Source organism: Actinomadura meyerae (genome assembly GCF_900188445.1).
Taxonomy (GTDB): domain Bacteria; phylum Actinomycetota; class Actinomycetes; order Streptosporangiales; family Streptosporangiaceae; genus Spirillospora; species Spirillospora meyerae.
Genome location: NZ_FZOR01000028.1, coordinates 13,613 through 39,048, shown reverse-complemented (window position 1 = coordinate 39,048; position 25,436 = coordinate 13,613). Strand labels below are relative to the sequence as shown.

The 25,436-nt window shown below is 74.0% G+C and carries 21 protein-coding genes; 7 read left to right on the top strand and 14 right to left on the bottom strand.

Going from position 1 to position 25,436, the window contains the following annotated elements; translation table 11 throughout:
* Positions 1 to 29 precede the first annotated feature (29 nt).
* From CHF16_RS25685 to CHF16_RS25670, 4 genes are all read right to left on the bottom strand, one after another.
* Entirely contained in the window at positions 30 to 1,367 is a 1,338-nt protein-coding gene (locus CHF16_RS25685; protein ID WP_089328704.1) for an SPFH domain-containing protein, read from the bottom strand.
* A 146-nt stretch (positions 1,368 to 1,513) separates the two neighbouring features.
* Entirely contained in the window at positions 1,514 to 1,717 is a 204-nt protein-coding gene (locus tag CHF16_RS25680) for a hypothetical protein (RefSeq protein WP_089328703.1), read from the bottom strand.
* 90 nt (positions 1,718 to 1,807) lie between these two features.
* Positions 1,808 to 2,503, bottom strand: coding sequence for a hypothetical protein (locus tag CHF16_RS25675; RefSeq protein ID WP_089328702.1), 696 nt, complete (start codon positions 2,501 to 2,503; stop codon positions 1,808 to 1,810).
* A gap of 78 nt (positions 2,504 to 2,581) precedes the next feature.
* Positions 2,582 to 3,253 (bottom strand): lysophospholipid acyltransferase family protein, encoded by a 672-nt coding sequence (locus tag CHF16_RS25670; protein ID WP_089328701.1) that lies wholly within the window; start codon positions 3,251 to 3,253, stop codon positions 2,582 to 2,584.
* A gap of 411 nt (positions 3,254 to 3,664) precedes the next feature.
* Here CHF16_RS25670 and CHF16_RS25665 point away from each other — a divergent pair, with 411 nt between their 5' ends.
* Positions 3,665 to 4,018, top strand: coding sequence for an STAS domain-containing protein (locus CHF16_RS25665; RefSeq protein WP_089328700.1), 354 nt, complete (start codon positions 3,665 to 3,667; stop codon positions 4,016 to 4,018).
* Positions 4,019 to 4,051: 33 nt separating this feature from the next.
* On the opposite strand, the gene CHF16_RS25660 is transcribed toward CHF16_RS25665, so the two are convergent.
* From CHF16_RS25660 to CHF16_RS25630, 7 genes are all read right to left on the bottom strand, one after another.
* Entirely contained in the window at positions 4,052 to 4,879 is an 828-nt protein-coding gene (locus CHF16_RS25660; protein WP_089328699.1) for a glutamate ABC transporter substrate-binding protein, read from the bottom strand.
* 20 nt (positions 4,880 to 4,899) lie between these two features.
* A complete protein-coding gene (locus tag CHF16_RS25655; RefSeq protein WP_089328698.1) occupies positions 4,900 to 6,393 on the bottom strand; it encodes a hypothetical protein in 1,494 nt (497 codons plus the stop codon).
* Entirely contained in the window at positions 6,390 to 7,175 is a 786-nt protein-coding gene (locus CHF16_RS25650) for an FHA domain-containing protein (protein ID WP_089328697.1), read from the bottom strand. The genes CHF16_RS25655 and CHF16_RS25650 overlap by 4 nt, the downstream gene beginning before the upstream one ends.
* 5 nt (positions 7,176 to 7,180) lie before the next feature.
* A complete protein-coding gene (locus tag CHF16_RS25645) occupies positions 7,181 to 8,485 on the bottom strand; it encodes a VWA domain-containing protein (protein WP_089328696.1) in 1,305 nt (434 codons plus the stop codon).
* Positions 8,482 to 9,279, bottom strand: coding sequence for a PP2C family protein-serine/threonine phosphatase (locus CHF16_RS25640; protein WP_218826832.1), 798 nt, complete (start codon positions 9,277 to 9,279; stop codon positions 8,482 to 8,484). Before CHF16_RS25640 ends, CHF16_RS25645 begins: the two co-directional genes overlap by 4 nt.
* Positions 9,280 to 9,656: 377 nt before the next feature.
* Complete coding sequence (locus tag CHF16_RS25635) at positions 9,657 to 12,152, bottom strand: serine/threonine-protein kinase (protein WP_218826831.1); 2,496 nt, start codon at positions 12,150 to 12,152, stop codon at positions 9,657 to 9,659.
* On the bottom strand, positions 12,149 to 13,363 hold the full coding sequence (locus CHF16_RS25630) for a hypothetical protein (protein ID WP_089328762.1): 1,215 nt from the start codon (positions 13,361 to 13,363) through the stop codon (positions 12,149 to 12,151). Before CHF16_RS25630 ends, CHF16_RS25635 begins: the two co-directional genes overlap by 4 nt.
* Positions 13,364 to 13,737: 374 nt before the next feature.
* Here CHF16_RS25630 and CHF16_RS25625 point away from each other — a divergent pair, with 374 nt between their 5' ends.
* The 4 genes from CHF16_RS25625 (at position 13,738) to CHF16_RS25610 (ending at position 20,299) form a co-directional block, all read left to right on the top strand.
* Complete coding sequence (locus tag CHF16_RS25625; RefSeq protein WP_245869214.1) at positions 13,738 to 15,054, top strand: hemolysin family protein; 1,317 nt, start codon at positions 13,738 to 13,740, stop codon at positions 15,052 to 15,054.
* Complete coding sequence (locus CHF16_RS25620) at positions 15,051 to 16,067, top strand: hemolysin family protein (protein ID WP_089328693.1); 1,017 nt, start codon at positions 15,051 to 15,053, stop codon at positions 16,065 to 16,067. The genes CHF16_RS25625 and CHF16_RS25620 overlap by 4 nt, the downstream gene beginning before the upstream one ends.
* A 274-nt stretch (positions 16,068 to 16,341) precedes the next feature.
* Positions 16,342 to 17,244, top strand: a complete 903-nt coding sequence (locus tag CHF16_RS25615) for a cation diffusion facilitator family transporter (protein ID WP_245869211.1) — start codon at positions 16,342 to 16,344, stop codon at positions 17,242 to 17,244.
* 79 nt (positions 17,245 to 17,323) lie between these two features.
* Positions 17,324 to 20,299 (top strand): hypothetical protein, encoded by a 2,976-nt coding sequence (locus CHF16_RS25610; protein WP_143228115.1) that lies wholly within the window; start codon positions 17,324 to 17,326, stop codon positions 20,297 to 20,299.
* On the opposite strand, the gene CHF16_RS25605 is transcribed toward CHF16_RS25610, so the two are convergent.
* Both CHF16_RS25605 and CHF16_RS40455 read right to left on the bottom strand, forming a co-directional pair.
* The gene (locus CHF16_RS25605; RefSeq protein WP_089328690.1) at positions 20,296 to 20,673 is read right to left on the bottom strand and encodes a phage holin family protein; all 378 of its coding nucleotides are present in this window, start codon (positions 20,671 to 20,673) and stop codon (positions 20,296 to 20,298) included. The two genes, CHF16_RS25610 and CHF16_RS25605, sit on opposite strands and share 4 nt — an antisense overlap.
* Positions 20,674 to 20,766: 93 nt before the next feature.
* Positions 20,767 to 21,261: a hypothetical protein gene (locus CHF16_RS40455; protein ID WP_179271697.1), complete on the bottom strand. Its 495-nt coding sequence runs from the start codon at positions 21,259 to 21,261 to the stop codon at positions 20,767 to 20,769.
* Between the two features lie 184 nt (positions 21,262 to 21,445).
* On the opposite strand from CHF16_RS40455, the gene CHF16_RS25595 reads away from it, so the two are divergent.
* Together CHF16_RS25595 and recQ are read left to right on the top strand one after the other, a co-directional pair.
* A complete protein-coding gene (locus CHF16_RS25595; RefSeq protein WP_089328689.1) occupies positions 21,446 to 22,105 on the top strand; it encodes an HAD family hydrolase in 660 nt (219 codons plus the stop codon).
* Between the two features lie 61 nt (positions 22,106 to 22,166).
* Positions 22,167 to 23,996 carry a DNA helicase RecQ gene (gene recQ / locus CHF16_RS25590; RefSeq protein ID WP_089328688.1) on the top strand — a complete coding sequence of 610 codons (1,830 nt, stop codon included), beginning with the start codon at positions 22,167 to 22,169 and terminating at the stop codon, positions 23,994 to 23,996.
* Positions 23,997 to 24,064: 68 nt separating this feature from the next.
* On the opposite strand, the gene CHF16_RS25585 is transcribed toward recQ, so the two are convergent.
* Entirely contained in the window at positions 24,065 to 25,399 is a 1,335-nt protein-coding gene (locus tag CHF16_RS25585) for a flavin monoamine oxidase family protein (RefSeq protein ID WP_089328687.1), read from the bottom strand.
* Positions 25,400 to 25,436: the final 37 nt, after the last annotated feature.

The window sequence follows — 25,436 nt, the reverse complement described above, 5'->3', positions numbered from 1 at the left end:
GAGGCCGGGCCTTCTGCGTTGTGCGGGTTTCAGTCTTCGTCGGGGACCTCGACGGCCGAGACGGCCGGCGCCGGTCCGTTGTGGCCGTTGGCCGCGGGCTGGCCGTTGAGGTTGGCGAGCAGCTGCCGCGCCACGCCCAGGCCGGTGCCGCCGAGCGTGAGCGCCTTGGCGAGCATGTCCTCGATGCCCTCGGCGCCGTTCAGCACGACCATGTTGTCGACGTTGCCGAACACGCCCGCGCCGGCCTCGACGATCTGCGGCCACTGCTCGGCGAGCTGCTGGGCGATGACGGCGTCGGTGTTCTTCGCCAGCGCCTCGGCGCGGGCCTTGATCGCCTCGGCCTCGGCGAGCCCCTTCTGCCGGGTCGCGTCCGCCTCGGCCTCACCGAGGATGCGGGTGGCCTCCGCCTCGCGCTGCGCGCGGAGCTGGATCTCCGTCGCGGCGGCCTGCGCCTGGGCGATGCGCTCCTCGCGCTCGGCCTCGGCCAGCTTCACCTGCTCGTACGCGCGGGCGTCGGCCGGCTTGCGGACCTCGCTCTCCAGCCGCTTCTCGGTGCGCTCGGCCTCCAGCTCGGCGTTGCGGGTCTCCTTGAGGATGACCTCCTGCCGGGCCTGCTGCGCGGCCTGCTGGACCTGGCCCTCGTACTCGGCCTTCTTGATCTCGGTGTCGCGGATGACCGCGGCGTTCTGCCGCTCGGTCTCCTGCTCCCGCTCGGTGGCCTCCTGGTTGCGCTCGGCCTCGGCGATGCGGGCCGCGGCGGCGACCTTCGCGGCGTGCGGGCGGCCCAGGTTGGTGATGTAGCCCGTCTCGTCGTCGATCTCCTGGATCTGCAGGGAGTCGACGACCAGGCCCAGCTTGCTCATCTCGTCGGCGGCGGAGCTGCGCGTCTCGCTGGTGAGCCGCTCCCGGTTGAGGATGAGGTCCTCGACCGTCAGGTTGCCGATGATGGAGCGCAGGTGGCCGGTGAACAGCTCGTGGATCGCACCGTCCATGGACCCCTGCTGCTCGAGGAAGCGCCGCGCCGCGTTGGCGATCGACACGAAGTCGTCGCCGACCTTGTAGATCACGACGCCGCGCACCTTGACCGGGATGCCCTGCTGCGTCACGCAGTTCACCTCGAGGTTGGCGGCGCGGCTGTCCAGGCGCAGCCGCCGGGCCACCTGGAAGCCGGGCAGGACGGACGTCCCCTTGCCGGTCACGATCTTGAATCCGAGGCTGTCCACGCCGTCGATCGGCTTGGACTTGGCGCCGAGCCCGGAAATGATCAGAGCCTCGTTCGGCTCGGCGACCCGCCAGACCATCTTGAACAAGATGATCAACACGATGATGGCGACGACGACCCCGATCGCCACGGCGAGCACGGGCATGCGGCCTCCTCTTCAGATAGCGGGTGCGGCGGGTGGGGGGCCGCCCGTCCGCGTTTTACCTCAGACGCGCGCGCCGCGGATTCGGTTCTCCCAGGCGGGTGGCCGTTTCGGGCCACCGCGGCAGGGCGGTCACCGCGGCAGGGCGGTCACTGCGGCAGGGCGGGTGCCACGTACACCGTCCGGGGCGGGTGGTACTCGACCACCACGACGATCGCCCCGACGCCGATCTCCTCGCGCGGGTCCACGGGGTGCGCGTAGAACGCCTCGACCCCGCCGCGAATGGGGATCATCACCTCGCCGACGAGCCCCGGACCGATCCGGCCGGTGACCCGGCCCTCCTTACCGATCAAGCACACCCCCGCTGGGAACGAGCCCGGGGCGTCCGCCCCGTGTAAGGCGAACCGTATCCGCTCGGCCCGGCCGACGGCGAGCCGCGCGCCTCAGGGCAGGACGCGCTCGGCCTGCTCGTGCGCCTCGCGGGCGAGCCGCTCGGCGTCCTGCCGGGTGGCGTTCGGGCCGAAGACCGAGAGGGTGGCGAGGTAGTGGCGGCCGCGGAACACCACGTACCAGGTGCGGGCGCGGGCGCCGGCGCCGGTCGTGGTGACCCCGACGGTGCGCGAACCCTCCCCGATCTCGCCCTTCGGCGTCTCCACCACGCGGTGCTCGGCCCACTGCGAGCCGACCTTCGTGCGGAACCGCAGGCAGCCGGGCGGGACGCGCGCGTTGACCTGCTTCTCGGCGTCGGCGGCGGACATGCCCATCAGCGTCTCGGTGGCGGTCTGCCCGGCGGTGCCGGTGAAGGAGACCAGCGCGGCCGGGACGTCGCTCGCCACGGTGCCGCCGGGACGCGCCGTCCCGCACCGGGGCTTGTCCAGGGTGGCCTCGCGCTGGAGCCGGGCGGCGTTCTGGATCGCCTTCAGCGACCCGTACTCGCCGGAGTCGGGCTCACCGGCCCGCCGGTAGCCGGGGGCCTCGCCGAGCAGCGCCTGCGCGAGCTGGTCGGAGGTGAACCCGATGCCCGCGACCTCGGCCCGCACGGTGCCGCCGACCTCCCGCGCACGCTCGCCGCCGCTCCCGCACGCGGCCGCGGCGGCGGACACCCCGGCCAGCATGATCGCCAGACTTCTCTGCCCCATCCCGCGACATTACGGTCCGAACCCGTCCGGCTCCGCCGCCGACACGCGGTGTCAGGTCTGTTCGGCCCTGTTCGGCCGTCAGGTCTGCTCGGCCCGGTCGTTGTACTCGCCGGCGTAGTCCTGGCCGGACATCTTCTGGATGGTCTCGACGATCTCGTCGGTGATGGCGCGGCGGGCCTTGGCGGGCGGCAGGTCGCGGTAGTGGGAGAAGTCCATCGGCGGGCCGATCCGCACGGTGGGCCGGGGCCCGAAGACGCGCGGGAACGCGGCGCCGATGGGCTGGATCTTCTCGGTGCCCTCCAGGGCGACCGGCAGGACGCGGGCGCCGGACTCCAGGACGAGCCAGCCGACGCCCGTCCGGCCGCGGTACAGGCGGCCGTCCGGGGAGCGGGTACCCTCCGGGTAGATCGCGAACGCGCCGGCGTTGTCGAGGACCTCGGCGGCCTGCTCCAGCGCGCCCATCGCGGCACGGCGGGCGCCGCGGCGGACCGGGACGTGCCCGAGGTTGGTGAGGAACCAGCGGACGAACCCCTTCTTCAGCCCGCCGCCCTCGAAGTAGTCGGCCTTGGCGATGTAGGTCACCGGGCGCGGCACCGCGAGCGGGATGATGAAGCTGTCGATGAACGACAGGTGGTTGCTCGCCACGATGAGCGGCCCGTAGCTCGGCACGTTCTCGCCGCCGATCACCCGGGGCCGGAATAGCAGCCAGAGGATCGGGCGCACGACCCGAGTCATGAACGTGTAGAACACCAAGCCTCCCGAATTTCGCCACCGCCACTGTAACCTCTGCGCCGATCCGCCCCCGGGCCAGTGTCCGTCTTTCCCGCCGCCGGACGGGTAAGAAATGGCCAAAGCCCAGGTCAAGCGGGCTGCGCGAGGGATTGGCGGACCATTCTTACCATCCAGTAAGTTTCTCTTGAGTAAGTTATTGCCTCCGTTTCCCGGATGACCCCGGACGCATCCGGACGCGGCGGACGGCACGTCGGGTAGAGTCGGGACCTGGGACACGCAGGAGCGTCCGTACGGCGTTACGGTCCGGGACGCGGGCGGCGGGCCCGGTCCCCATTCCCGGTGGAGGCTTGGAATGCGGGCACGGGTGCGCGATCCTGAGGAGTCACCTGGGATGGCCGGGGTACCACCCGAGTGGGGCGTGAGGTGACCATGGACTTCGACATCAGCCTGATGCGCGACGACCGCGCCACGGTCGTCCGCGTCAAGGGCGACATCGACGTGGTGTCCCGGGCGCGCTTCGAGGAGACCCTCTTCGAGGTCGTCGACACCGGCGAGCCGATGGTCGTCGACATGCGCGAGGTGACCTTCTGCGACTCGACGGGCCTCAACGCGCTCGTCGCCGCCAACCGCCGCGCCATGGACCGCGACGCGCACATCGCGCTGGTGGCGCTGCCGCCGCGCGTCGCCCGGGTCTTCCGCATCACCGGGATCGACAAGTTCATCCCGATCTTCGACACGCTGCGCGAGGCGATCGTCTCGTTCCCCTCGACCACCACGCAGTGACGTCCCGGACGGGACGGCGGAGCGCGGCGCGGGTCAGGTGCAGCCCTCGAACTGGGGGACGCTCGTCGTCAGCTTCAGCCCGGACTTGCCGAACCACTTGGTGAGCAGGCGCTCGGCGGTGCCGTCCTGGTACATCGCGGTGATGGCCCGGTTGACCTCCTCGCAGCCCTTCAGGTCGCCCTTCCGCAGCCCGACGCCGTACTTCTCGTCGGTGAACGGCGCGTTGATCATGCGTCCGGGACGGCCGGCCGCGAACCCGGCGAGGATCAGGTCGTCGGTCGACACGGCGTCGAGCCGGCCGGCGGCGAGGGCGTCCATGCAGGCGCCGTAGGTGTCCACGGTGACCGGCTTGGCGGCGACCTTGCGCTCCTCGATGACGCGGCGCCAGGAGTTGGAGCCGCGGACCTCGCAGATCCGCTTGTCCTTCAGGTCGCGGACGTCGCGGATCGAGGCGGCGTCGGCGCGGACGAAGGTGTCCTGGTGGGCGACGTAGTAGGGCCCGCCGAAGGTGACCTTCATCTTGCGCTTCGGGGTGATCGAGTAGGTCGCGACGATCATGTCGACGGTGCCCTTGGCGAGCGCCTCCTCGCGGACGGACGAGTTCGTCGTCCGCCACGTGATGCGGCTCTTCGGGACGCCGAGCCGTCCCGCGATGTAGGTGGCGACGTCGACGTCGAAACCCTCGTACGTCCCGTCCGGGCGCTTGACGCCGAGCGCGGGCTGGTCCTCCTTCACGCCGATGACCAGCGAGTCCTTCCCGGCCAGGGACTTCTTCTCGGTGCCGCCGAGGCCGCAGCCCGCGAGGACCGCGGCGGCCAGGGCGGCGGCGGCCGCGGCCCGGGTAATGGTGGTGGCGCGCATGGTCTGCTGCTCTCCTCCGGTCAGCGGAACTCGGCCAGCCGGGGACGGATCCCCGCGAGCACCAGCAGGGCGATGGCGGCGGTGCCCGCGGGCGGGACCGCGTTCCAGCCGCGCAGCCCGCCGCCGGCGTCCTCGATCGCCTCGTCGAAGGCGTCCTGGTGGACGGCGGTCAGCTCGCCGAGCGCCGCGTCGTAGGCGCCGAAGTCGCGGATGGCGTTGGACGTGCGGCCCATCCGCAGGTCGATGGCCCCGGCGCGGTTCCCGGACGCCGCGAGCCGCCGCATCTCCGCGTCGTTGCGCTGGACGACCCGGTACGCCGCCAGCGTCTTCGCCAGCGTGTCCGCCTCGCGGCCCTTGCCCGCCGTGCGGGCCTCGTCCCCGAAGAAGCCGAGGAACGGGACGGCGCCCTGCCCCGGCTTGTACGGGGCGACCTTCTGCTCCAGGCCCGCGTAGTAGTTCTCCAGGTTCACCGGCTTGTCGCCGATGTCCGGGTAGAGGACCGAGAGGGACTTGTCGAGGTAGGTCTGCTCGTAGGTGTCGGCGCGGCCGGGGTCGAGCAGGTAGCGGCTCTCGTCGGCGAACGCGCTGTGGCTGATCGCCCGCGCGCGCGACAGCTGGAGGATCGAGTCGAACCCGTCCTCCTTGGCCTTCCTGATGTGGCCCGCGTGTGCCGTGAGCAGGCCCGCGCCGACGGCGGTGAGGACGATCGTGCCGAGCGTCGCCAGCACCAGCGCCGGGTTCAGGACGCGGCGGAACGTCCGCGCCAGGTAAAGCTGCGTCGCGACCAGGAGCAGCAGCAGGAGGAGCCCGGTGGCGGCGACCCAGGTGCGGCCCGCGAGCACCGCCGACCGCTTCGTCTCGTACGACTGCCGGACGTGCGCGCCGCTGTCGAGGGTGATGTTGTACGCCTTGGGCAGCAGTTGCAGCTTCATCAGGTCGGACGCCTCGCGGTAGGCGTCGATCACCTGCTGCGGCAGCTCCCCGGGCGCGTGGTTCGACTGGGCGTCGAGCTGCATCGCCCGGCCGACCAGCCACTCGTAGCGGCCGAGGCCGTCCAGCACCTCCTGGACGGTCGTCTTGAGCGCGGGGTCGCGCCCGGCGAGCTGCGCGGCCTGGACGGCCGCGGCGTGGGCGTCCGCGCGGCGCTTCTCGTAGGTCCGCAGCGACGCGTCGTAGCCGATGCCGAGGTTGTGCTCGCGGCCGATCAGCAGGATGTTCGACACCTGCGCGTCCATGTCGCTGAGCGCGAAGTACAGCGTGCCCGTCGCGACGACCTGCGGGCCCGCGTCGCGCCCGATCGTCTCGACGGAGTCGCGCGCGTTCCCGATCGCGACGGCGAGGACGGCCAGCAGCGCGACGAGCGCGGCGAGGCACAGTGCGGCGTGCGCGCGGATGCGGCCGGGGATCGTGCGCGTCCAGCCGCCCCGGAAGAACGCCCGGAGGCGCCCGCCGCGCTGCGGTCTCGTGTCGGCGGGGGGCGCCGGGGCCGCCGGCCGCGCGGGACTCATCGTCATGGCGGGCCCTCCTGCAGGGACAGCGTGATGGTCGTCCAGGCGCCCACATGGATGCGGTCGCCGTCGCCCATCGGCACCGGCACGTTCACCGGGATCGGCTCGGTCCCGCCGTTCACGGTGGTGCCGTTCGTCGAACCGGGGTCGACGAGGTTCCAGGAGCCGTCCGGCTGCGCCAGCAGGACGGCGTGCAGATGCGACACGCCGGGGTCCTCGGGGGGCGTGCCCAGGTCGATCTCGGGGAGGAGCCCGCGGGAGACGCTGCGCCGCCCGATCCTGACCTGCCCGCCGCTCAGCGGGACGCGGCGCTCCGGGCAGTACGGCGGGAAGGTGAGGCCCGCCGCGTCCGGCCCCATCTCGGCGACGACCGTGTCGAAGTAGGCGCGGTCCGCCGTGATCAGCGCGACCGGGCCGGGCGTCGCGGCCGGGGCGCTGCCGGTGCGCGGCTGCGGCACCAGCGGCACCGCCCGCGCCGCGCGGTCGATCGCCAGCTCGACGGTGTAGAGGGTGCCGGTGTCGAAGTCGTAGCCGTCGGCCTCGCAGAAGCGTCCCGAGCGGGGCGTCCCGCAGTGCGGGCACACCGGCGGCTTGTCCGGCTCCTGGGCGGCGGGCTCGGCGCGGGGCGAGGCTGACTCGGCGCGGGGCGAGGCTGACTCGGCGCGAGGCGAAGCGGGCTCAGGGCTAGGCGGGGTGGGCGCGGGGCGGGGCGGGCCGCCCATGGCGTCGCCGCACACGTCGCAGTACTCGGCGTCCGCGGACGCGTGCCCGTTAGGGCAGACGGGCATCGGCCTCAGCCTCCCGACTCGTCGGAGGGCCGGGTGACGACGGTCCGGACGGAACGGGTGTCGAGCGACATCTCATCGGCCTTCGCCACGTCCCGCTTCAGCCGGACCGTGCCGGACGCCTCGTCGACCACGTCCACGACCCGCTCCAGCAGGCCGGAGATCTGCTCGTTGCCGACCTCCCGCGCCAGCACGACCGCGCGGCCGAGCCGGGCGGTCGCGGTGTCCTCGTCGCCGCGGCGCCGCGCCTCCAGGCCCTCCTGGATCGCCTCGGCGAGCTCGGACTGCCCGGTGTGGATCGCGACCCGCCGGTTGATCGAGGTCGAGCGGGCCTCGTCGTCGGTCCACTCGGCGAGGACGTTCCCGGACCCGAGCACCCGGTCGCCCGCGAGGAGCCTCACCCCGGCCGCGCGCATCTGCCGCCCGACGTCGCCGGGCGGCACCTCGACGCACAGGTGGTACTCGCGGGACTCGGTCCCCCACGCGCCGAGCGGGTAGTCGCCCGTCTGCGCGCCCGAGTCCACCCGGCGGCCGGTCAGGTCCTCCACGGCCGGGACCATCTGCTTCACGAACTGGAGCCGCGCCTGCTGCGGCGTCCAGACGCGCATCGTGACGTCCGCGACCTCCTTGCCCATCGCGGCCCGCGTCATCGCCAGGAAGTCGGCCTCCAGGTCGGCGGGGTCGGGGACGTCCAGGAACCCGCCCAGCAGCGCCGAAGTGATCTTGCGCAGCTCGGCGACCTCCCAGTCGGTCCCGACGCCGCGCGCGTCGCACAGGAAGCGCCCGGAGCACGCCCGCAGCGCCGCGTCGAGCTCCTCCTCCGACTCGTGCTGGTTCTTGCCGTCCGTCAGCAGGATCGCGTGCCGGACGGCGTCGCCGTGCTCGGCGAACAGCCGCTCCGCGAGCCGCAGCCACGACCCGATCGCCGTCCCGCCGGCCGCCTCCAGCCGCCCGATCGCGTTCACCGCGCTGCGCCGGGACGCCTCGTCCGCCGCGATCAGCCGCTCCCCCTGCGGGTAGACCATCCGCGGCCGGTTCGCGCCCGCGACGACCGCGAAGTGCACGCCGTCCCGCAGCACGTTCACCGCGGCCCGCGCGGCGCGCTTCGCCGCCGCCATCTTCCCCCGGTACGACATCGACCCGGACGTGTCGATGATGATGACCTCCGCCGCCGGGGCGCCGCCACCACCCCCGCCGCTGCCGCCGCCGGACGAGCGCGCCTCCACCGTCACGATCGCGTGCATCTCCCGCCCGCCCGCCGGAAGGTAGGCGTTCTGGTCCACACGGACGGTGAACTCCGGAAACCCGCTCATCTGCCCCGCTCTCTCCCGGCTCCCGGCGGCGGGCCGGGCAGCACCGCCACCGTCACGTTGTCGTGCCCGCCCGCGTCCAGCGCCGCCCGCAGCAGCCGCCGCGCCGCACCGGCCGGGCCGTCCCCGCCCAGCGCGACCGCCGCCAGGCGGGCGGCTTCCGGCAGGTGGTTCCACAGCCCGTCGCTGCACACCACGACCAGCCCCGGCGCCACCGGGCGGAACGCCGCCACGTGCGGCTCGACGGGACCGGCGTCCGCGCCCAGCCACGCCGTGATCTGGTGCGCCCGCGCGTCGGCCCGCGCCTCCTCGGCGGACATCGCGCCCTGCTCGACCATGGCCTCGGCCCACGAGTCGTCCCGCGTCAGGACGCACGACCCCGCGGCCGACAGCCAGTACGCCCGGCTGTCCCCGACCCATCCGACCGTGACACCGGACGGGTCGACGACGGCGGACACGAACGTGCAGGCGGGCGAGGATCCGGGCTCCCCGCCGAGCCCCGCCACGACCGCGGCGGCCCGCTCCACCGCCGCCCGCGTCGCGGCACGCGGGTCCATCCCCGCCGCCACGCGTCCGGACAGCACGGCCGCCGCCGCGTCCGCGGCCCGCCGCGCGGCCTCCTCAGACCCGGGCGCCGTCGCGACCCCGTCGCACACCACTGCGCAGGCCCCGCCCGGCAGCTCGGCCAGCGCGACCGCGTCCTCGTTCCGCCGCCGCCGCAGCCCGACGTCGCTCACCGCCGCTCCGGCCGCCCCGAGCCCGACCTCGACGTGCTCCCGCCCACTCGGCTGCCGCAACCCGCACCGCCCGCAGAACCCGTCCGCCCCGACTTCCGTCCCACCACAATCCACGCACTTCACAGCACAATGCGCAACACCCCCACCGACCCCGGCAGAAGACACGACACCGGGCGCGGGCATGCCTACCGGGGCAGGCGCAAGGTCCGGCGTCGGCGTGACACCCCGCGTGGGCGCAGCGCCTCGCATGGGCACGACATCCGGCGTCAGCGCGGGTCGCCGGGCGGGGGCGACGGGTGCGGTGGGTGGGGTCGTCCAGGCGGGACGTGGGGGGAGGGTGGGGGTGCCGCAACGTTCGCAGTAGCGGTCTCGGGTGTGGGCGGGCTCGCCGCAGGCGGAACACGGCGCGGCGGGGGTGCGCTGGTCGGCGTTCATGGTCAGAAGAGCGTCCTCGGGCGGACGGCATTGGCGCGTTTCACCATCGCGTGCCGGTGCCCGGCGTCGTCGGCGAGCTTGGCGAGGACGCGGTAGGTCTCCTCCAGCTTGGCGCGCAGGGCGGGCTCGGTCATGTCGGTGCCGAGGATCCGCTGCCGGACGCCGGCCGGGATCGGGGCGCGGCCCGCGCGGAGCCAGGCGAGGGCGGCCGACAGGACCTCGGCGGTGAACGCGGCGGCCCGCTCGGTGTCCAGGCGCAGCGAGGCCAGGCGGCGGCCCGCCTCGATCAGGACGGCGGCGTTCAGCTCGCCGGGGCTGCGGCCCCGCACGACCGTGGCGACGGCGGCGAGCTGCGCGGCCAGGTAGTGGCTGGAGATGCGGGGGACCGAGTCCAGGACGCGCTCGGCCGCGGCCCGGTCGCCGGCGGCGAGGATCGTGCGGGCCAGCCCGAACGCGGCGCTGACGTGGGTGGGGTCGGTGCGCCACACCGTCTGGTGGTAGTGGCCGGCGCTGCGCATGTCTCCGGCGGTCTCGTAGCAGAAGGCGAGCGCCAGCTTCGGCGCCTGCTCGCCGGGGGCCAGGTCGTACAGGTCGTTGAACACGGCGGCGGCCTCGCCGCCCTGCCCCGAGGCGAGGGCGCGGACGCCCCGGTACCAGTCGACGCGCCAGTCGTCGGGGGCCTCGGCGGCGATCTCCTCCAGCAGCCGGGAGGCGGCGTCGAGGTCGCCCAGCTCGATGCGGACGCGCACCAGCGCGAGCCGCACCTCGCGGGACGCGACCGGCGCGGAGGCGAGCGCGGCGGCCAGCTCGGCCGGGTCGCGGGCGGTCAGCCCGGACAGGAACGCGGCGGCCGGGTCGGCGGGCGACACCAGCGGGACGGGCAGCGCCGCGGCGGCGGCCCGCGGCTCCAGCGGCGGCAGGATGGCCGCCGGCTCCCCGTCCAGGGCGGTGACGATCTCGGCGCCGGCCGTGGCCTGCTCGGGCCCGAACAGCGGCGACGGCGCGGGGCGGGGCCGCCCGTCCTCGGCGGCCAGCACCTCGCGCAGCACGCCGGTGAGCTGCTCGGCCATCTCGGCGGCGCTCTGGAAGCGGCGGGCCGGGTCGGGGTGCGTGGCGCGGCGCAGCAGCCGGTGGTAGGACTCGTGCCGCTGGAAGAGCGGGACCTCGTGGCGGGGCGGCAGGCTGCGCAGGTGCCGTCCGGTGTAGCCGCGGAACGGGAAGCTGAGGACGGCGAGCGTCCGGCCCACCGTGTAGAGGTCGGAGGTGACCGACGGGCCCTGCGTGCCGATCTCGGGGGCCTGGTAGCCGGGCGTCCCGAAGATGGGGCTGTCCACGTCGAACGCGCGGCGGACCCCGCCGAGGTCGATCAGCTTGAGCTGCTCCTCGGACTGGATCGCGTTGTCCGGCTTGAAGTCGCAGTACAGCAGCCCGACGCCGTGCAGGTAGCCGAGGGCGCTCAGCACCTCCAGCCCGTACGCGATCACCTGGCCGAGCGGCAGCGACGCCTGGTCGCCGTGCTCGTCGCGGATGCTGAGCAGGATGTCCTTCAGCGAGCGCCCGCCGACGTACTCCATCACGATGTAGCCGGAGTCGCCGTGCTGGACGAAGTTGTAGATCTTGACGATGTTGGGGTGCTCGACCTCGGCGAGGAACGCGCGCTCGGCGGTCGCGGCGACGAGCGAGTCGGCGTCCCCGGTGTCGAGCAGGCCCTTCAGCACGACCCAGCGCTCGCTGACGTTGTGGTCGCGGGCCAGGTACACCCAGCCGAGGCCGCCGTGCGCGAGGCAGCCGAGCACCTCGTACTGCCCGCCGACCATCTCGCCCGCGCGCAGCTTCGGGGTGAACGAGAACGGGTGCCCGCAGCTGCGGCAGAACCCCTCCGTGCGGCCGGGCCGCCCGTTGCGGCTGCGGCCGACCTTCTCGTCGCAGCGGCTGCAGAAGCGCCGGTTCTCCGGCACCTCCGGGTTCTCCATGATCGCCGAGGCGGGGTCGCGGGCCGGGACGGGCGGCACCTCGACGAGCCCGGCGCCGAGCATCCCGCGCCGCGCCGAGCCGCTGGAGCCGGTGCCGCGGGTGCCGCCGCGCGAGGCCGTCCGGCCGGACCCGACCGTCCCACGGCCGGACCCCGCCGCCGAGCCGCCGGCCGTGCCCCCGGCCGTGCCCCCGGCCGTGCCCCCGGCCGTGCCCCCGGCCGTGCCCCCGGCCGTGCCCCCGGCCGTGCCGCTCGGCGCGGACGGGTGCGGCTCCCTGCTCGTCGGCGGCGCGAGCGGCGTCTGCGTGGTGACGGCGGCGACCGGCACCCGCGCCGGCGCCGCACGCGAGTACCCGGCGGGCGTGGAGGCGGGTGTGGAGCTCGCGGGCTCCGGGGTGAGCGGGGTGGCCGGGGTCGGCGGCAGGGGCGGGGCTTCGGCGGGCGGCGCGGGGGCCATGCCGCAGACGTCGCAGAAGCCGTCCGCGTCCACCTCGCCCGTGCAGCCGGGCTGGGTGCATCGGTTCATCGCCGCGTCCCCGTCTCGGTCTCGCTCGCCCTGATGGCCCGCTGGTACTCGACCAGCAGCGCCGTCGCGCGGCGCAGGTCGCAGGGGGCGGTCCACAGCACCTCGCGGACCTCCCCGTACAGGTCGGTGAGCCGCTCGTCCTCCGCCAGCCCGAGCCGGGCGGCCTTGGCGCGGTACGCCTCCAGGCGGCCGCGCAGCTCGCCGCGCCGGTCCAGCAGGCCGGCACTCAGACGCAACTCCCCGCGCGCCCGTTCCAGCGCGTCCTCGGCGGCGCGCTCCAGCTCGGCGAAGCGGCCCGCCATCTCCACCCAGCGGCCCGCCTCGCGGAGCCGCTCCAGCGCGGCGAGCCGGTCGCGCAGGGCGGTGCCGAGGCCCTGCGGCGGCGCCGGCAGGTTCGGCGAGTGGATCTTGGCGAGGACGGTCGCGTAGGTCTCCAGGGCCCGCCGCTCGGTGTCCTCGGTCTCCTCGATCACGGCCGTGATCCGGGCGACGAGGTCGGCGTACTCGTCGCGCATCCGGGCGACCCCGGCGAGCTCGTCGCCGAGCGCCCTCAGCACGGTGCGGACGCGGTCGAGGCGGGCCGTGTCCGGGCGGCCGTCGCGGACGAGCGACAGCGGGTCGGTGCGCACCAGGCGGCCGAGCGCGGTCAGCTCCCGGCCGACCCGGTCCAGCTCGGGGTGGCGGGTGCCGTCCAGCATGTGCGCGAGGCGGGTCGCCTCCCGCCAGCTCTCCTCGGCCTCCTCCAGGGGGACCAGCAGCGCCGTCCAGGCCGCGTCGGCGGCGGCGACCTCGCCCGCGACGAACTCGTACGCGTCCGACATCATCGCGACCGCCTCGTCCAAGGTGATGCGCTCCTCCTGCGGTCCGAGCAGCGTGCGGTGCTCCAGCGGGATCTCCCCGCCCGGCACCTCGACCGAGCGGCCCGACAGCAGCTCCGACAGCTCCGTCAGCGTCTCCGCGTCCGGGCGGGGCGACCGGGCGCGCAGCTCGCACGCCCCGTCCAGGACGGTCTGGTAGGCGTCGAAGAGCCGCCACAGCGTCGTCAGGCGGGCCTGCGCGTCCTCCCAGCGGCGCCAGGTCTCGCCGGTGAGCCGGGCGCCCGTCAGCAGCCGGACGCCGGGGTGGCGGTCGAGTTCCACCAGGGACGCGGAGATGCGTTCGCGCTCGTCGCGCAGCGTGCGGAGGGCATGGTCGACGCCTTCACGGCTCATGGGCGCGGCGGCCCCGGCCCCGCTCTGGTCCAACGTCTGCCCCGCGTTCGCTTCTCCGGTCCCCCCGAGCATGCCCTCTGCGGCACCGGTCTGGGAGCACGGACCGGACCACTATCGGACGTTCGCTCGCATACAAGTGTGATCCGTGACACTAACCCAGACAAGGTGCTTTCGCCCATGCCCGCGGGGCAAGCCGTGTACACGCGCACGGCGCGCGCGGGCGCCGAGCCGTACCCTTTGGACCGGGAACGTCGTTGAACGAAGTGACGTTACGACAGGTAGTCCGTCTACGAGAGGAGTGGTGAGTCCGCAGTGTCGGACCCCAGTCATAGACCTGGTGCCCCATGCTGAGCGCGGCACTGGGAGTCTTCGCGGTGATCCTTCTCACCGCAGCCACCGGGTATTTCGTGGCCCAGGAGTTCGCCTACGTCGCCGCGGACCGCGCGACCCTGGAGCAGGCCGCCGAGAGCGGCGACACGTCCGCCAAGAGGGCGCTGAAGGTCATCGGCCGGGTGTCGTTCATGCTGTCGGGCGCGCAGCTCGGCATCACGATGACGACCCTGGTCGTCGGCTTCATCGCCAAGCCCGCGCTCGCGGAGCTGATACAGCCGCTGCTGGAGGTGCTGGGCGTCCCCGCGGGCGCGACCGGCGCGATCGCGCTCGCCACGGGCTTCGTCCTGGCGACGCTCATCCAGATGCTCCTCGGCGAGCTGTTCCCCAAGAATCTCGCCCTGGCTCGGGCGGAGTCGCTCGCGCGCGCGCTCGCCTCGTCCACCCTCGTGTACCTGACGGTCGCCGGCCCGGTCATCCGGCTGTTCGACCGTGCCGCGGAGCGGCTGCTGCGCGCCGTGGGCGTCGAGCCCGTGGAGGAGCTGCACAGCGGAGCGACGCTGGAGGAGCTCGGCGACATCATCGGCAGGTCCAGCAGTACCGGGCACCTGCCCGCCGACCTGTCCGGCCTCCTCGACCGCGCGCTGTCCTTCGGCGACCTGACGGCGGACGAGGTCATGGTGCCGCGCCCGCAGGTCCGCGCGCTGCCGTCGACGGCGCCCGTCGCCGAGCTGGTGGAGCTGATCCGGGAGACCGGGCACAGCGCCTACCCCGTGTACGGGACGGAGGTCGACGACGTCGTCGGCGTCGCGGGCGTCCGCGAGGTCGCCGACGACACCCTCGACCCCGCCACCCCGGTCGGCGAGATCGCCCGGCCTGCGCTGCTCGTGCCCGGCAGCCAGCCGCTGTACGGGGTGATCGAGCACATGCGCGAGTCCCGGCAGGAGTTCGCCTGCGTCGTGGACGAGTACGGCGGCCTCGCCGGCATCCTCACCTTCGAGGACGTCGCCGAGGAGCTCGTCGGCGAGATCACCGACGAGACCGACGGGTTCGAGGTCGTCCCGACGTCCGGGCCGGACGGGTCCTGGCTCGTCGACGCCGGCATGCGCATCGACGAGGTCGGCCGCCTCACCGGGCTCGGCCTGCCGGAGGGCGACGCCTACGACACCATCGGCGGGCTCGTCATGGCGGAGCTGCGCCGCCTGCCGCGCGCCGGCGACCGGCTGACCGTCGCCCTCGACTCCGGCTCGGTCGAGCTGGAGGTCGTCAGCCTGGCCCGCCGCGTCGCCGAGAAGATCCTGATCAGGACGGCCCCGGCGGCGGTCCCGGCGCCGCGCTCGCCGTCGGTGGAGGTGTCATGAGCCTGCTGCCGTCGCTGCTGGTCACCGTCCTGCTGCTGCTCGGGAACGGCTTCTTCGTGGCGGCCGAGTTCGCGCTCGTCGCCGCCAACCGGCCGCAGCTGGAGCGCGCCGCCGCCAAGGGCAGCCGCCCCGCCGTCGCCGCGGTCGCGGGCGTGCGGGAGCTGTCGCTGATGCTCGCCGGCGCGCAGTTCGGCATCACGATGTGCTCCCTCGGCCTCGCGATCGTCACCGAGCCGGCGTTCGAGCACGTCCTCGAACCGCCGCTGCACGCCCTCGGCGTCCCCGAAGCGGGCGTGACGGCCATCGCGCTCGGCACCGCGCTCGCCGTGGTGACGTTCCTGCACATGGTCGTCGGGGAGATGGCGCCGAAGTCGTGGGCGATCGCGCACCCGGAGCGCTCCGCGCTGATCCTGGCGCTGCCGTTCCGCGCGTTCGCGAAGGTGTCGCGGCCGATCCTGTCGTCGCTGAACGCGGTGACGAACGGGCTGCTGCGGCTGTTCCGCGTCACGCCGAAGGACGAGCTGGACAGCCACACCGACCCGGCCCGGCTCAGCCACCTGGTCGGCGAGTCCCGCCGCCTCGGCCTCATCGGGCGGCACGACCACGAGTTGCTCCGCCGCGCCATCTCCGCGCGGGAGGCGACCGTCGGGCGGCTCGTCGTGCCCGCCACGTCCGTCACGACGATCGGCGCGGACGCGACCATCGCGCAGATCCGCCGGACCGCCACCGCGAGCGGCCACAACCGGCTGCTCGTCCGGTCCGGGGACGGGGCGATGACCGGCATCGTGCACGTCCGGGCCGCCATCACCGAACCGGACGGGGACCGCCGCGCCGGCGAGTTGGCGCACCCGGCGCCCGTCCTGACGGCGGAGGCGACCGTCCTGGACGCGGTCAGCCGCATGCGCCGCGACCACGCCCAGCTCGCCGTGGTGAACGACGAGCGCGGCGAGTTCGCGGGCATCGTCACGCTGGACGACCTCCTGGCGGAGCTACTGGCGACCAACCCGCACTGACAACTGGCCCGCACTGACAACTGGCCCGCACTGACGACGGGCCCGCACCGACGACGGGCCCGCACCGGCACAGGCCGTGTACCTGCGACGACAGCGCAGTTGTCGAGGTGCTGCAACGGGATTCGTGGTTCATCGTGGACCCATGAGGAACCACGGTCACGGCCACGGTCATGGGCACCGTCACGGTCATGGGCACCGTCACGGGCGCGGGCATGGCCACGGGCACGGTCTGCGTCCGCACTCCCACGAGGCGGCCGACAAGGTGGACTCGGCGATGGAGGCGAGCGCGCAGGGCATGCGCGCCCTGTGGATCTCCCTCGCGGGCCTGGGCGCGACCACCGTCCTCCAAGCGGCGGTGGTCGCGCTCACCGGCTCGGTGGCGCTGCTGGGCGACACCCTCCACAACGCGGCGGACGCGCTGACGGCCGTCCCGCTGGGGATCGCGTTCCTGCTCGGCAGGCGCCCGCCCACGCGCCGCTACACCTACGGCTACGGGCGTGCGGAAGACCTCGCCGGGGTCGTCATCGTGCTGGCCATCGCCGCGTCGTGTGCCCTCGCGGGCTTCGCGGCCGTTGACCGGCTGGCCCATCCACAGCCTGTGGACCATCTGCCCGCCGTTGTCGGCGCGGCCCTGGTCGGCTTCCTGGGCAACGAGATCGTGGCCCGCTACCGCATCCGTGTGGGGCGCCGCATAGGCTCGGCCGCCCTCGTCGCGGACGGCCTGCACGCACGCACTGACGGCTTCGCTTCCCTGGCCGTCCTCCTGGGGGCTGGAGGCATCGCCCTGGGCGCTCCATGGGCCGACCCTGTGGTGGGCCTGCTCATCACGGGCGCGATCTCGTTCGTCCTGTGGCAGACGGCCCGCGAAGTATGGCGCCGCCTAATGGACGCCGTGGACCCGGACCTCGTCGACCGCGCCGAGGCCGCCCTCGCCGCGACCCCCGGCGTCCTCGCCGTGGGCGACGTCCGCCTCCGCTGGATCGGCCACAACCTGCGCGCCGAGTGCGACGTCGTCGTGGACGCCGCCTGCACGGTCGTCCGGGCCCACAAGGTGGCCGTGGACGCCGAGCACAGCCTGCTGCACGCGCTGCCGCGGCTGTCGGGCGCCGTCGTCCATCCCGACCCCGACCCCCGCCCCGGTGAAGATCATCACGCCGCCCTGGCGGGTCACCGCTGATCCTTGACCTGTGAGACGTTAGTCCTCCGCAGGAGGGGAAAAGGGGCCCCGGAAGGTCGATCTGGGACGGGATGAAGTCGTGAAACAGCCGGCAGAGGCCAACGATCCGGACGAGCGGCATCCGACGAACGCACCGGCCGACCCATCCGCCCCCAGCGAACCGTCTCCCGGTTATGTGCCGCCCAGCGACCTCCCCACCGCCGAGTACGCACCGCCCGCCGACCTTGAGACGGACGACCCGTCGTCCGAGGACACGGACGACGACGACCTCCCGCCCGCCGAAGAGGCACCGGTAGAGGACGCTGACGCCACGCCCGAAGAGGAAGCCGAGGCGGCCGAAGAGGAACCCGAGCCTCCGCAAGAAGAACCCGAGGCGCCGGAAGACGAAGCTGAGGAGCCGGAAGACGAAGCTGAGGAGCCCGAGGACGAGCCCGACGTGGACGTCCGGTCCGCCTTGGAGACCGTGCCGCTCGACGGTGCGGGTTCCACGCCGGCGCTGGGCACGGACGTGGCCGACTGGGGCGGCGCCGAGCTGGTCGAGAGCGTGTACGGCCCGCTGACCGAGTTCTACGAGCGGCTCGAAGCGGGGCTTAGGGAGGTGCCCGAAGACGTCCCTCCCGTGGGCTGGGCGCCGCATATCGCAGCATTGCGGGCATTGCGGGACGGGCAGCTCGCGGGTGACTGGGAGGTGCTCGCCCGCTTCCTGGTCGCGCCGGCGTCGCTGGAGGAGACCGGGGCGCTGCGCCTCGTCCACGTGCAGCCGGGCGGCGAGCCCGCGGCCGTGCGCAAGGCGATCAAGGAGCTCACGGCGGCGGACGAGCGCGCCCTCCTCATCGCGCCCACGCCGGAGCAGGCCGCCGGGCTGCTGCGGACCTTGGAGGACGACCCCGAGGTCTTCGCGCTGCTGATCGAGACACGCCCGGAGACGGCGGAGGCGCAGTCCGTCCAGACCAAGGCCCTGCCGCCCGTCGAGGACGCGGCGGAACCCGAGCAGCCGCCCCTCCTAGAGCCCGAGGCCGTGCACCCCCCGGTGCGTGATTCGGGCTCGCACGGGACGGTCGAGTTCAAGCCATTGCGCGGGCCATCCGCGCCCGCCGACAGTGCGTCCGCCACCACGCGCGCCGAACCGCTCCCCTCTCTCTCCCCGGAGCCGGACGAAGCGAGCCAGGCCGACAGCGCCTCCACCGTCACCCGGGCGGAACCGTTGCCCTCCCTGCCGGACGAACCGGGCCGGGGCGAGAGCGCGTCCGACATCACCCGTGTCGAGGCACTGCCCGTGCTACCGGGCGAGGACGCCGACGCGACCGTCGTGGACACCGGGCCACCGTCCGAGGACGAGAGCGAGGACGAGGACGCCGAAAGCGCGCCCGCCGCCCCGCAGGAGGAGGAAGGGCCCTCCGCGCCGGAGTCGCGGGTGCGGGTGGCGGCGCTGCGGCCGGTCGGGGAGGCGTGGCGGCAGGCTTGGGAGACCGAGGTCCGGATGCTGCGGCGCGGGCTGCTGTGGCTGGAGCAGTGGCCCCGCGACGCGGCGGCGCTGCGGGCCGTCGAGGCGGAGAATCTGCGGCGCGCCGAGGAGCTGGAGGTCGAGCAGGCCGCGCTGCGGGACGCCATCGAGGAGGCGCGGGCGGCGGCCGTGAACGCCGAGCAGGCCGCGGTGGAGGCCGAGGCCGAGGCGGAGCGGCTCGAAACCGTCCAGCAGGAGGCCGAGGCCGAGCTGGTGGAGCCGCGCGCGGAGGCGGACCGGCTCCAGGCGGAGGCCGACCAGGCGGCGGACGAGGCGACCGCCATGACGCGCACGGCCGAGGCGTCCTACGCGCGGTGCGTGCAACTGGACGAGCGGGCGAAGACGGCGCAGGCCGAGTTGCAGGCGGCACGGCAGGCGGAGGCGTCCCTCACCGACGAGCTGGCGCGGGCGCGCGAGGCGCTCCCGGCGGCGGCGGAGGAGGCGCACCGGCTGACGGCGGCGGACGCGGACGCCGCCGCCGAGGGCCATGCCGCCTACTACCGGCTGGTGTCGGCGGAGTCGGCGCTGGCGGCGGTCCGGCGGAAGATGACGCTGACCCAGAAGCTGCATGTGGCGTCGCCGCCGTCCGACCTGAAGAGCCTGCGCGCCGAGGTCAAGGCGCGGGCCAGGGAGGCGGACGAGGCGGCCAGGCGGGCGCGGGAGGCCAAGGACGTCGCCGAGCACGCCGAGCGGGTGCGCCGGGGGCTGGCGTCGTTCGTGTCCGAGGGCGGGGCGCGGCTGAAGCACGCGCAGGAGTCCCAGCAGCGGCTCGGCACCGAGCTGACCTGGCTGGCGGGAGAGCGGGAGAAGGCCGGGGCGGAGCACCAGGAGCACGCGCGGCGGGCGTCGGAGGCCGTGGAGCGCGCGACGGAGGCGGGCGTGCGCGCGCGGGCCGCGCAGCAGGTCGCGCGGGAGATCGAGGGCCGGGCGACCGCGGCGCGCACGTCCCGCGAGGCGGCCCTCGCGGCGGCGGCGCGCGCGCGGAGGGACGCGGAGGCCGCGAACATGCGGGCGGCGGAGACGGAGGCGCTGCTCGACCGGCGCGGCACGGAGGCCGCCGAGGAGATGTCGGTCCGCGCCGCCGACCTGGAGACGGTCGCGCAGGCGGAGGCCCGGACGCGGCAGAACGTCGCGGAGATCTGCGGCGCCGATCCGCGCGAGGACCCGGACGCCGTCCCGGCGCACCAGCGGCGGGCGATGGCCCGGATCGAGCAGCTCACCGGCTATCTGGAGGGCACGCGGGCGGCGGACGGCGAGGTCCTGCTCCGCACCGCCGACGTCGTCGTGGGGACGCCGCTCGGCGCCGCGCTCACCGCGCCCGGCCAGGAGTTCGACGCGCTGATCGCCGCGGACGCGGGCGCGCTCACCGACGCCGAGTTCCTCATCGGGGCCGTCCGGGCGCGCCGCTGGGTGCTGGTCGGCGCCCCCGGATCGCGCCCGCCGGAGTACCGCGAGTACGCGGGCGGGCCGCCCGGATGGCCCGCGCTCAGCGCGTTCGAGCGCGCCGCGGTCGCCACGGAGGGTGCGGCGGAGGGGCCCCCGGTGGGTTAGTCGTCGTCGTCCGGGACGAAGAGGTGCAGCAGCCAGCCGACCACGCCGACGACGATCGCGCCCCAGAACGCGGGCCAGAAGCCGTCCACGTGGAAGGGCAGGTCGAGGCGCTGCGCGACCTCGCTCGTCAGCAGGAGCAGCAGGGCGTTCACGACGAGGCCGATCAGCCCGAGCGTGAGGATGTAGAACGCGCAGCCGAGCGTCTTGATGATCGGTTTGAGGATGGCGTTGACCAGGCCGAAGATCACGGCCACCGCGACGAGGGTGAGGACGCGCCGTCCGGTCGTCTGGTCGCCGAGCGAGATGCCGGTGATCAGGACCGTGGCGGCCCACAGGGCGACCGCGGTGATGCCCACCTTGAAGAGGATTCGCACACCACGATCATCCCCGGGACGTGCCGCGCACGGCATCCCTCCCGGTGACGATTCGGGCGGGCGGCCCGGTCATCACCAGGTATTAGCGCGTCCTCAGTCGTTCCGCTCGAAGAACGGGGAGGTGGCGCGGATGCGCGGCCGGCCGCCCGCGACGCGGACGCCGCCGGGCGCGGTGGCGGCGGGCTCGGGCCCCGCGGGGTGCGGCGGCTGCGGGGCCTGCGGGGCCTGCGGGGCCTGCGCCCCCCGCGCGCCGCGCCGGCCGCCGCCCTGCCGGACCTGGGCGAGCTCGCGCTCCAGGCGGCGCTTCTCCATCTCCAGCGTGGTCAGCGACTCCTGGTGCTCCTCGCGCAGGTCGCGCAGGTCCCGGCGGTCGCGGATGCGGCGGGCCACGCCGCTGCAGGTGAGCATCATGCCCATGAAGAAGACGATGGCCACGCCCGCGCCGGCCAGGAACACCTGCCATTGGCTGCTCACGCCGGGCACGCTCTGGCCGAAGACGGTGAGGTCGGCCGCGTCGGTGTTGTCCAGGACGACGCCGGCACCGACGCCGATGGCGGCCGCGACCAGGAGAAAACCGATGAACACCATGAGCAGATCTCCTCTGCAGTGACTCCGGAGGGGGACGGAGGATCACCACGATGCCAGATTGAAACGGGACCATGTCGCATTCGCGGCATAAATCCGTTACGCCCACCCTCGGGAGCGCCGGGGTTCCGCGGAACCGTACCGGGTAGTGGACGTGTCATCGCGACGAGATCCCCGTGGAGGAGCCATGCCCTTGCAGGCCATCGTGTTCGACCTGGACGGGGTCCTGATCGACTCGGAGCCGCTGTGGGAGGAGGTGCGCCGCGGCTACGTCGACGCGCACGGCGGGCGCTGGCTGCCCGACACCCAGGAGCGGCTGATGGGCATGAGCACCGAGGAGTGGGCGTCCTACATCGCCACCGACCTGGTGGACGGCGTCACCGCCGAGGAGGTCGCCTACGAGGTGATCGACCAGATGTCCCAGCGTTACGACGAGGGGCTGCCACTGCTGCCTGGCGCCGAGGAGGCCGTCCGCAGGCTCGCCCAGTACCGTCCGCTGGGCCTCGCCAGTTCGGCCCCGCGCGCGCTGATCGACCTTGTGCTGGGAAAGCTCGGCGTCGAGGGCCAGTTCCGCACGACCCTGTCGACCGAGGAGGTCGAGAACGGCAAGCCCGAGCCCGACGGCTACCTCACCGTCGCCGCCCGGCTGGACGTCCCGCCGGAGAACTGCGCCGCCATCGAGGACTCCAGCAACGGGATCCGCTCGGCCCACGCCGCCGGGATGACGGTCGTCGCGCTCCCGCGCCCCGCGCACCCGGTCGCCGAGGACGCCCTGGCCCTCGCCGCGCACGTCGCGTCCGACCTGGACGAGGTCACCCCCGACCTGCTGGAGGCCATCCACAAGTAGCCGTTATCCACAGGTAGCGGTTCGGGCAGCGGGTGTCGGCGGCGGTTCATAGTATGGCCGGATGACTCCTCCCGAGATCCCGGAGACGCTCGAGACGCTGCGGCGCGTGTTCGGCTACGACGCGTTCCGGGACGGCCAGCGGGAGATCATCGACCATGTCGTGGGCGGCGGTGACGCGCTCGTCCTGATGCCGACCGGCGGCGGGAAGTCGCTGTGCTACCAGATCCCCGCGCTGGTCCGGAAGGGCACCGGCGTCGTGATCTCTCCGCTCATCGCCCTCATGCAGGACCAGGTGGACGCGCTGCGCACCGCCGGCGTCCGGGCGGGCTTCCTGAACTCCACCCAGGACATCGACGAGCGCCGCGTCGTCGAGGCCGAGTTCGCCGCGGGCGAGCTCGACCTGCTGTACCTGGCGCCCGAGCGGCTGCGCCTCGGCGCCACCGTCGAGCTCCTCGACCGCGGCGACGTCTCGCTCTTCGCGATCGACGAGGCGCACTGCGTGTCGCAGTGGGGGCACGACTTCCGGCCCGACTACCTGATGCTGTCCGGCCTGCACGAGCGCTGGCCCGACGTCCCGCGCATCGCCCTCACCGCCACCGCGACCGAGGCCACCCGCCGGGAGATCGCGGCCCGGCTCCGGCTGGAGGACGCCCGGCACTTCGTCGCCAGCTTCGACCGCCCGAACATCCAGTACCGGATCGAGCCGAAGACCGACGCCAAGCGGCAGCTCCTGCGCCTCCTCCAGACCGAGCACAAGGGCGACGCGGGCATCGTCTACTGCCTGTCCCGCAACTCGGTCGAGAAGCACGCCGCGTTCCTCACCGAGAACGGCATCGAGGCCCTGCCGTACCACGCGGGCCTCGACGCGCGGACCCGCGCCGCGAACCAGGCGCGCTTCCTGCGCGAGGACGGCCTCGTCATCGTCGCGACGATCGCGTTCGGCATGGGCATCGACAAGCCCGACGTCCGCTTCGTCGCCCACCTCGACCTGCCGAAGTCCGTCGAGGGCTACTACCAGGAGACCGGCCGCGCCGGGCGCGACGGCCTGCCGTCCACCGCGTGGCTCGCCTACGGCCTCCAGGACGTCGTGAACCTGCGCAAGATGATCGACGGCGGCGAGGGCGACGCCGCCCACCGGCGCCGGCAGGCCCAGCACCTCGACGCCATGCTCGCCCTCTGCGAGACGGTCGAGTGCCGCCGCGTCCGGCTGCTCGACTACTTCGGCCAGTCCGGCGAGCCCTGCGGCAACTGCGACACCTGCCTGAACCCGCCCGAGACCTGGGACGCGACCGTCGCCGCCCAGAAGGTCCTGTCGGTGATCGTGCGCCTCGACCGCGAGCGGCGCCAGAAGTTCGGCGCCGGCCACATCATCGACATCCTGCTCGGCAAGAAGAGCGCCAAGGTCATCCAGTTCGACCACGACTCGCTGAAGCCCTTCGGCGTCGGCGCCGACCTGCGCGAGGCCGAGTGGCGCGGCGTGATCCGGCAGCTCCTCGCGCAGGGCCTGGTCGCCGTCGAGAGCGACCACGGCACCCTCGTCCAGACCGACGCCAGCGGCGACGTCCTGCGCGGCGAGCGCAAGGTGATGATGCGCCGCGAACCCGAACGCGCCGCGACGAAGGCGGCGAAGACCGCCAAGGCCGCGAAGGCCCCGATCGACCTGCCCGAGGAGGCCGTGCCGGTCTTCGAACGCCTCCGCGCCTGGCGCGCCGCGACGGCGAAGGAGCAGGGCGTCCCCGCCTACGTCATCTTCCACGACGCCACCCTGCGCGAGATCGCCACCGCGCTGCCGTCCTCCCTCGCCGAACTGGGCCGGGTGAACGGCGTCGGCGAGAACAAGCTCGCCAAGTACGGCGAGCAGGTCCTGGAGACCCTCGCCGCACCCGAGTAGGCCCACCCGAGCGGGTCCACCCGAGCGGGTCCACCTGAGTAGGTCCGCCCGAGTAGGTCCGCCTGCGCTCAGGCGGCGGCTTCGCGGGCGGCGCGGTGGCCCGATTCGACGGCGCCGTCGATGTAGCCGGCCCAGCGGGTGGCCGTCTCCGTGCCCGCCCAGTGCAGGGGCCCGACCGGGCGGCGCAGGGACGGGCCGTAGCGGGTCAGGGTGCCGGGGGTGGCGAACGCGCCGTAGCAGCCCCGGGAGTACTCCTCCTCCGCCCAGTCCCGTTCGATGTAGGCGATCGGGTCGCGGGCGCGCGGGCCGAAGTAGGCGGCGAGGTCGGCGATGACCTGGGCGCGGCGCTCCCCGGCGGGCAGCCGGGCGGCGATGTCGGCGTGCCGCCCTTCGAGGAAGCCGACGAGGACGCCCGGCGCCCCGCCCTCCGGCGTGTTGTCGAACGTGATGCCGAACGGACGGCGGTCGCTGGTGACCTGGCCGCTGAACCCGTCCGCGCGCCAGAACGGCTCGTCGTAGGCGACGTTCACCTTGATGACCCGCCCCATCGGCATGCGCTGGACGAGCTGGTCGCGGTCGCCCGGCAGGCCGGGGCTGAAGGCGATGCGGGCGGCGAGCGGCGGCGGCACCGCGATGATCGCGCGGCGGGCCCGGATCTCGCGGCCCGCCGCGCGGACGCGGACCGAGCCGTCCGTCCACTCGACCGCCGTCACCGGGGAGTCGAGCGCGACGCGGTCGCCCAGTTCGTCCGCCAGCGCGAGGGCGATCCGCTGCGAGCCGCCGGAGACCCGGTCCTGCTGGGCGCCGCCGGTCGTGTCGATCAGCGGGTCGAGCCCTCCGGCGGACGCCATGTAGAAGCCCGCCCACAGCGCCGACATGTCGCCCGGCTCGGCCGAGAAGACCGCCTGCGTGATCAGCCGCATGAACGCACGGCCCCCGCTCGTGCGCATGTTCCGGCGGATCCACGTCTCGAAGGTCTGCCCGTCCAGCGTCGCCGCGCGCCGGGCCGCCCAGGGCTCGTCCGCCGGGATGCCGCGCACCAGGCGGGCGACCCGCAACTGGGCCTGCGCGATGTCGGCGAGCGTCAGCGGCGACAGCCGGGGGATGCGGCCGGTGTACTCGCCGCGCGTCCTGCCGAGTTCGGCGATGTGCCGCCCCTCGTCGTACGTCGGGTAGGTGGGCAGGCCGAGGTCGCGGAGTAGGGCGAGGACCCTGTCCTGGCCCGGCCCGACCCACTGGCCGCCGACCTCGATCGGTTCCCCGCCGGGCAGCTCGCCGTTGAGCAGCCGCCCGCCGACCCGGTCGCGGGCCTCCAGGACGGCGACGTCATGCCCGTCCCGGACGAGGTCGCGCGCGGCGACGAGCCCCGCCACACCGGCCCCGATCACCACGATGTCCGCCATGTCCGCTCCCATGCATGACGCATCTGACATACATCTT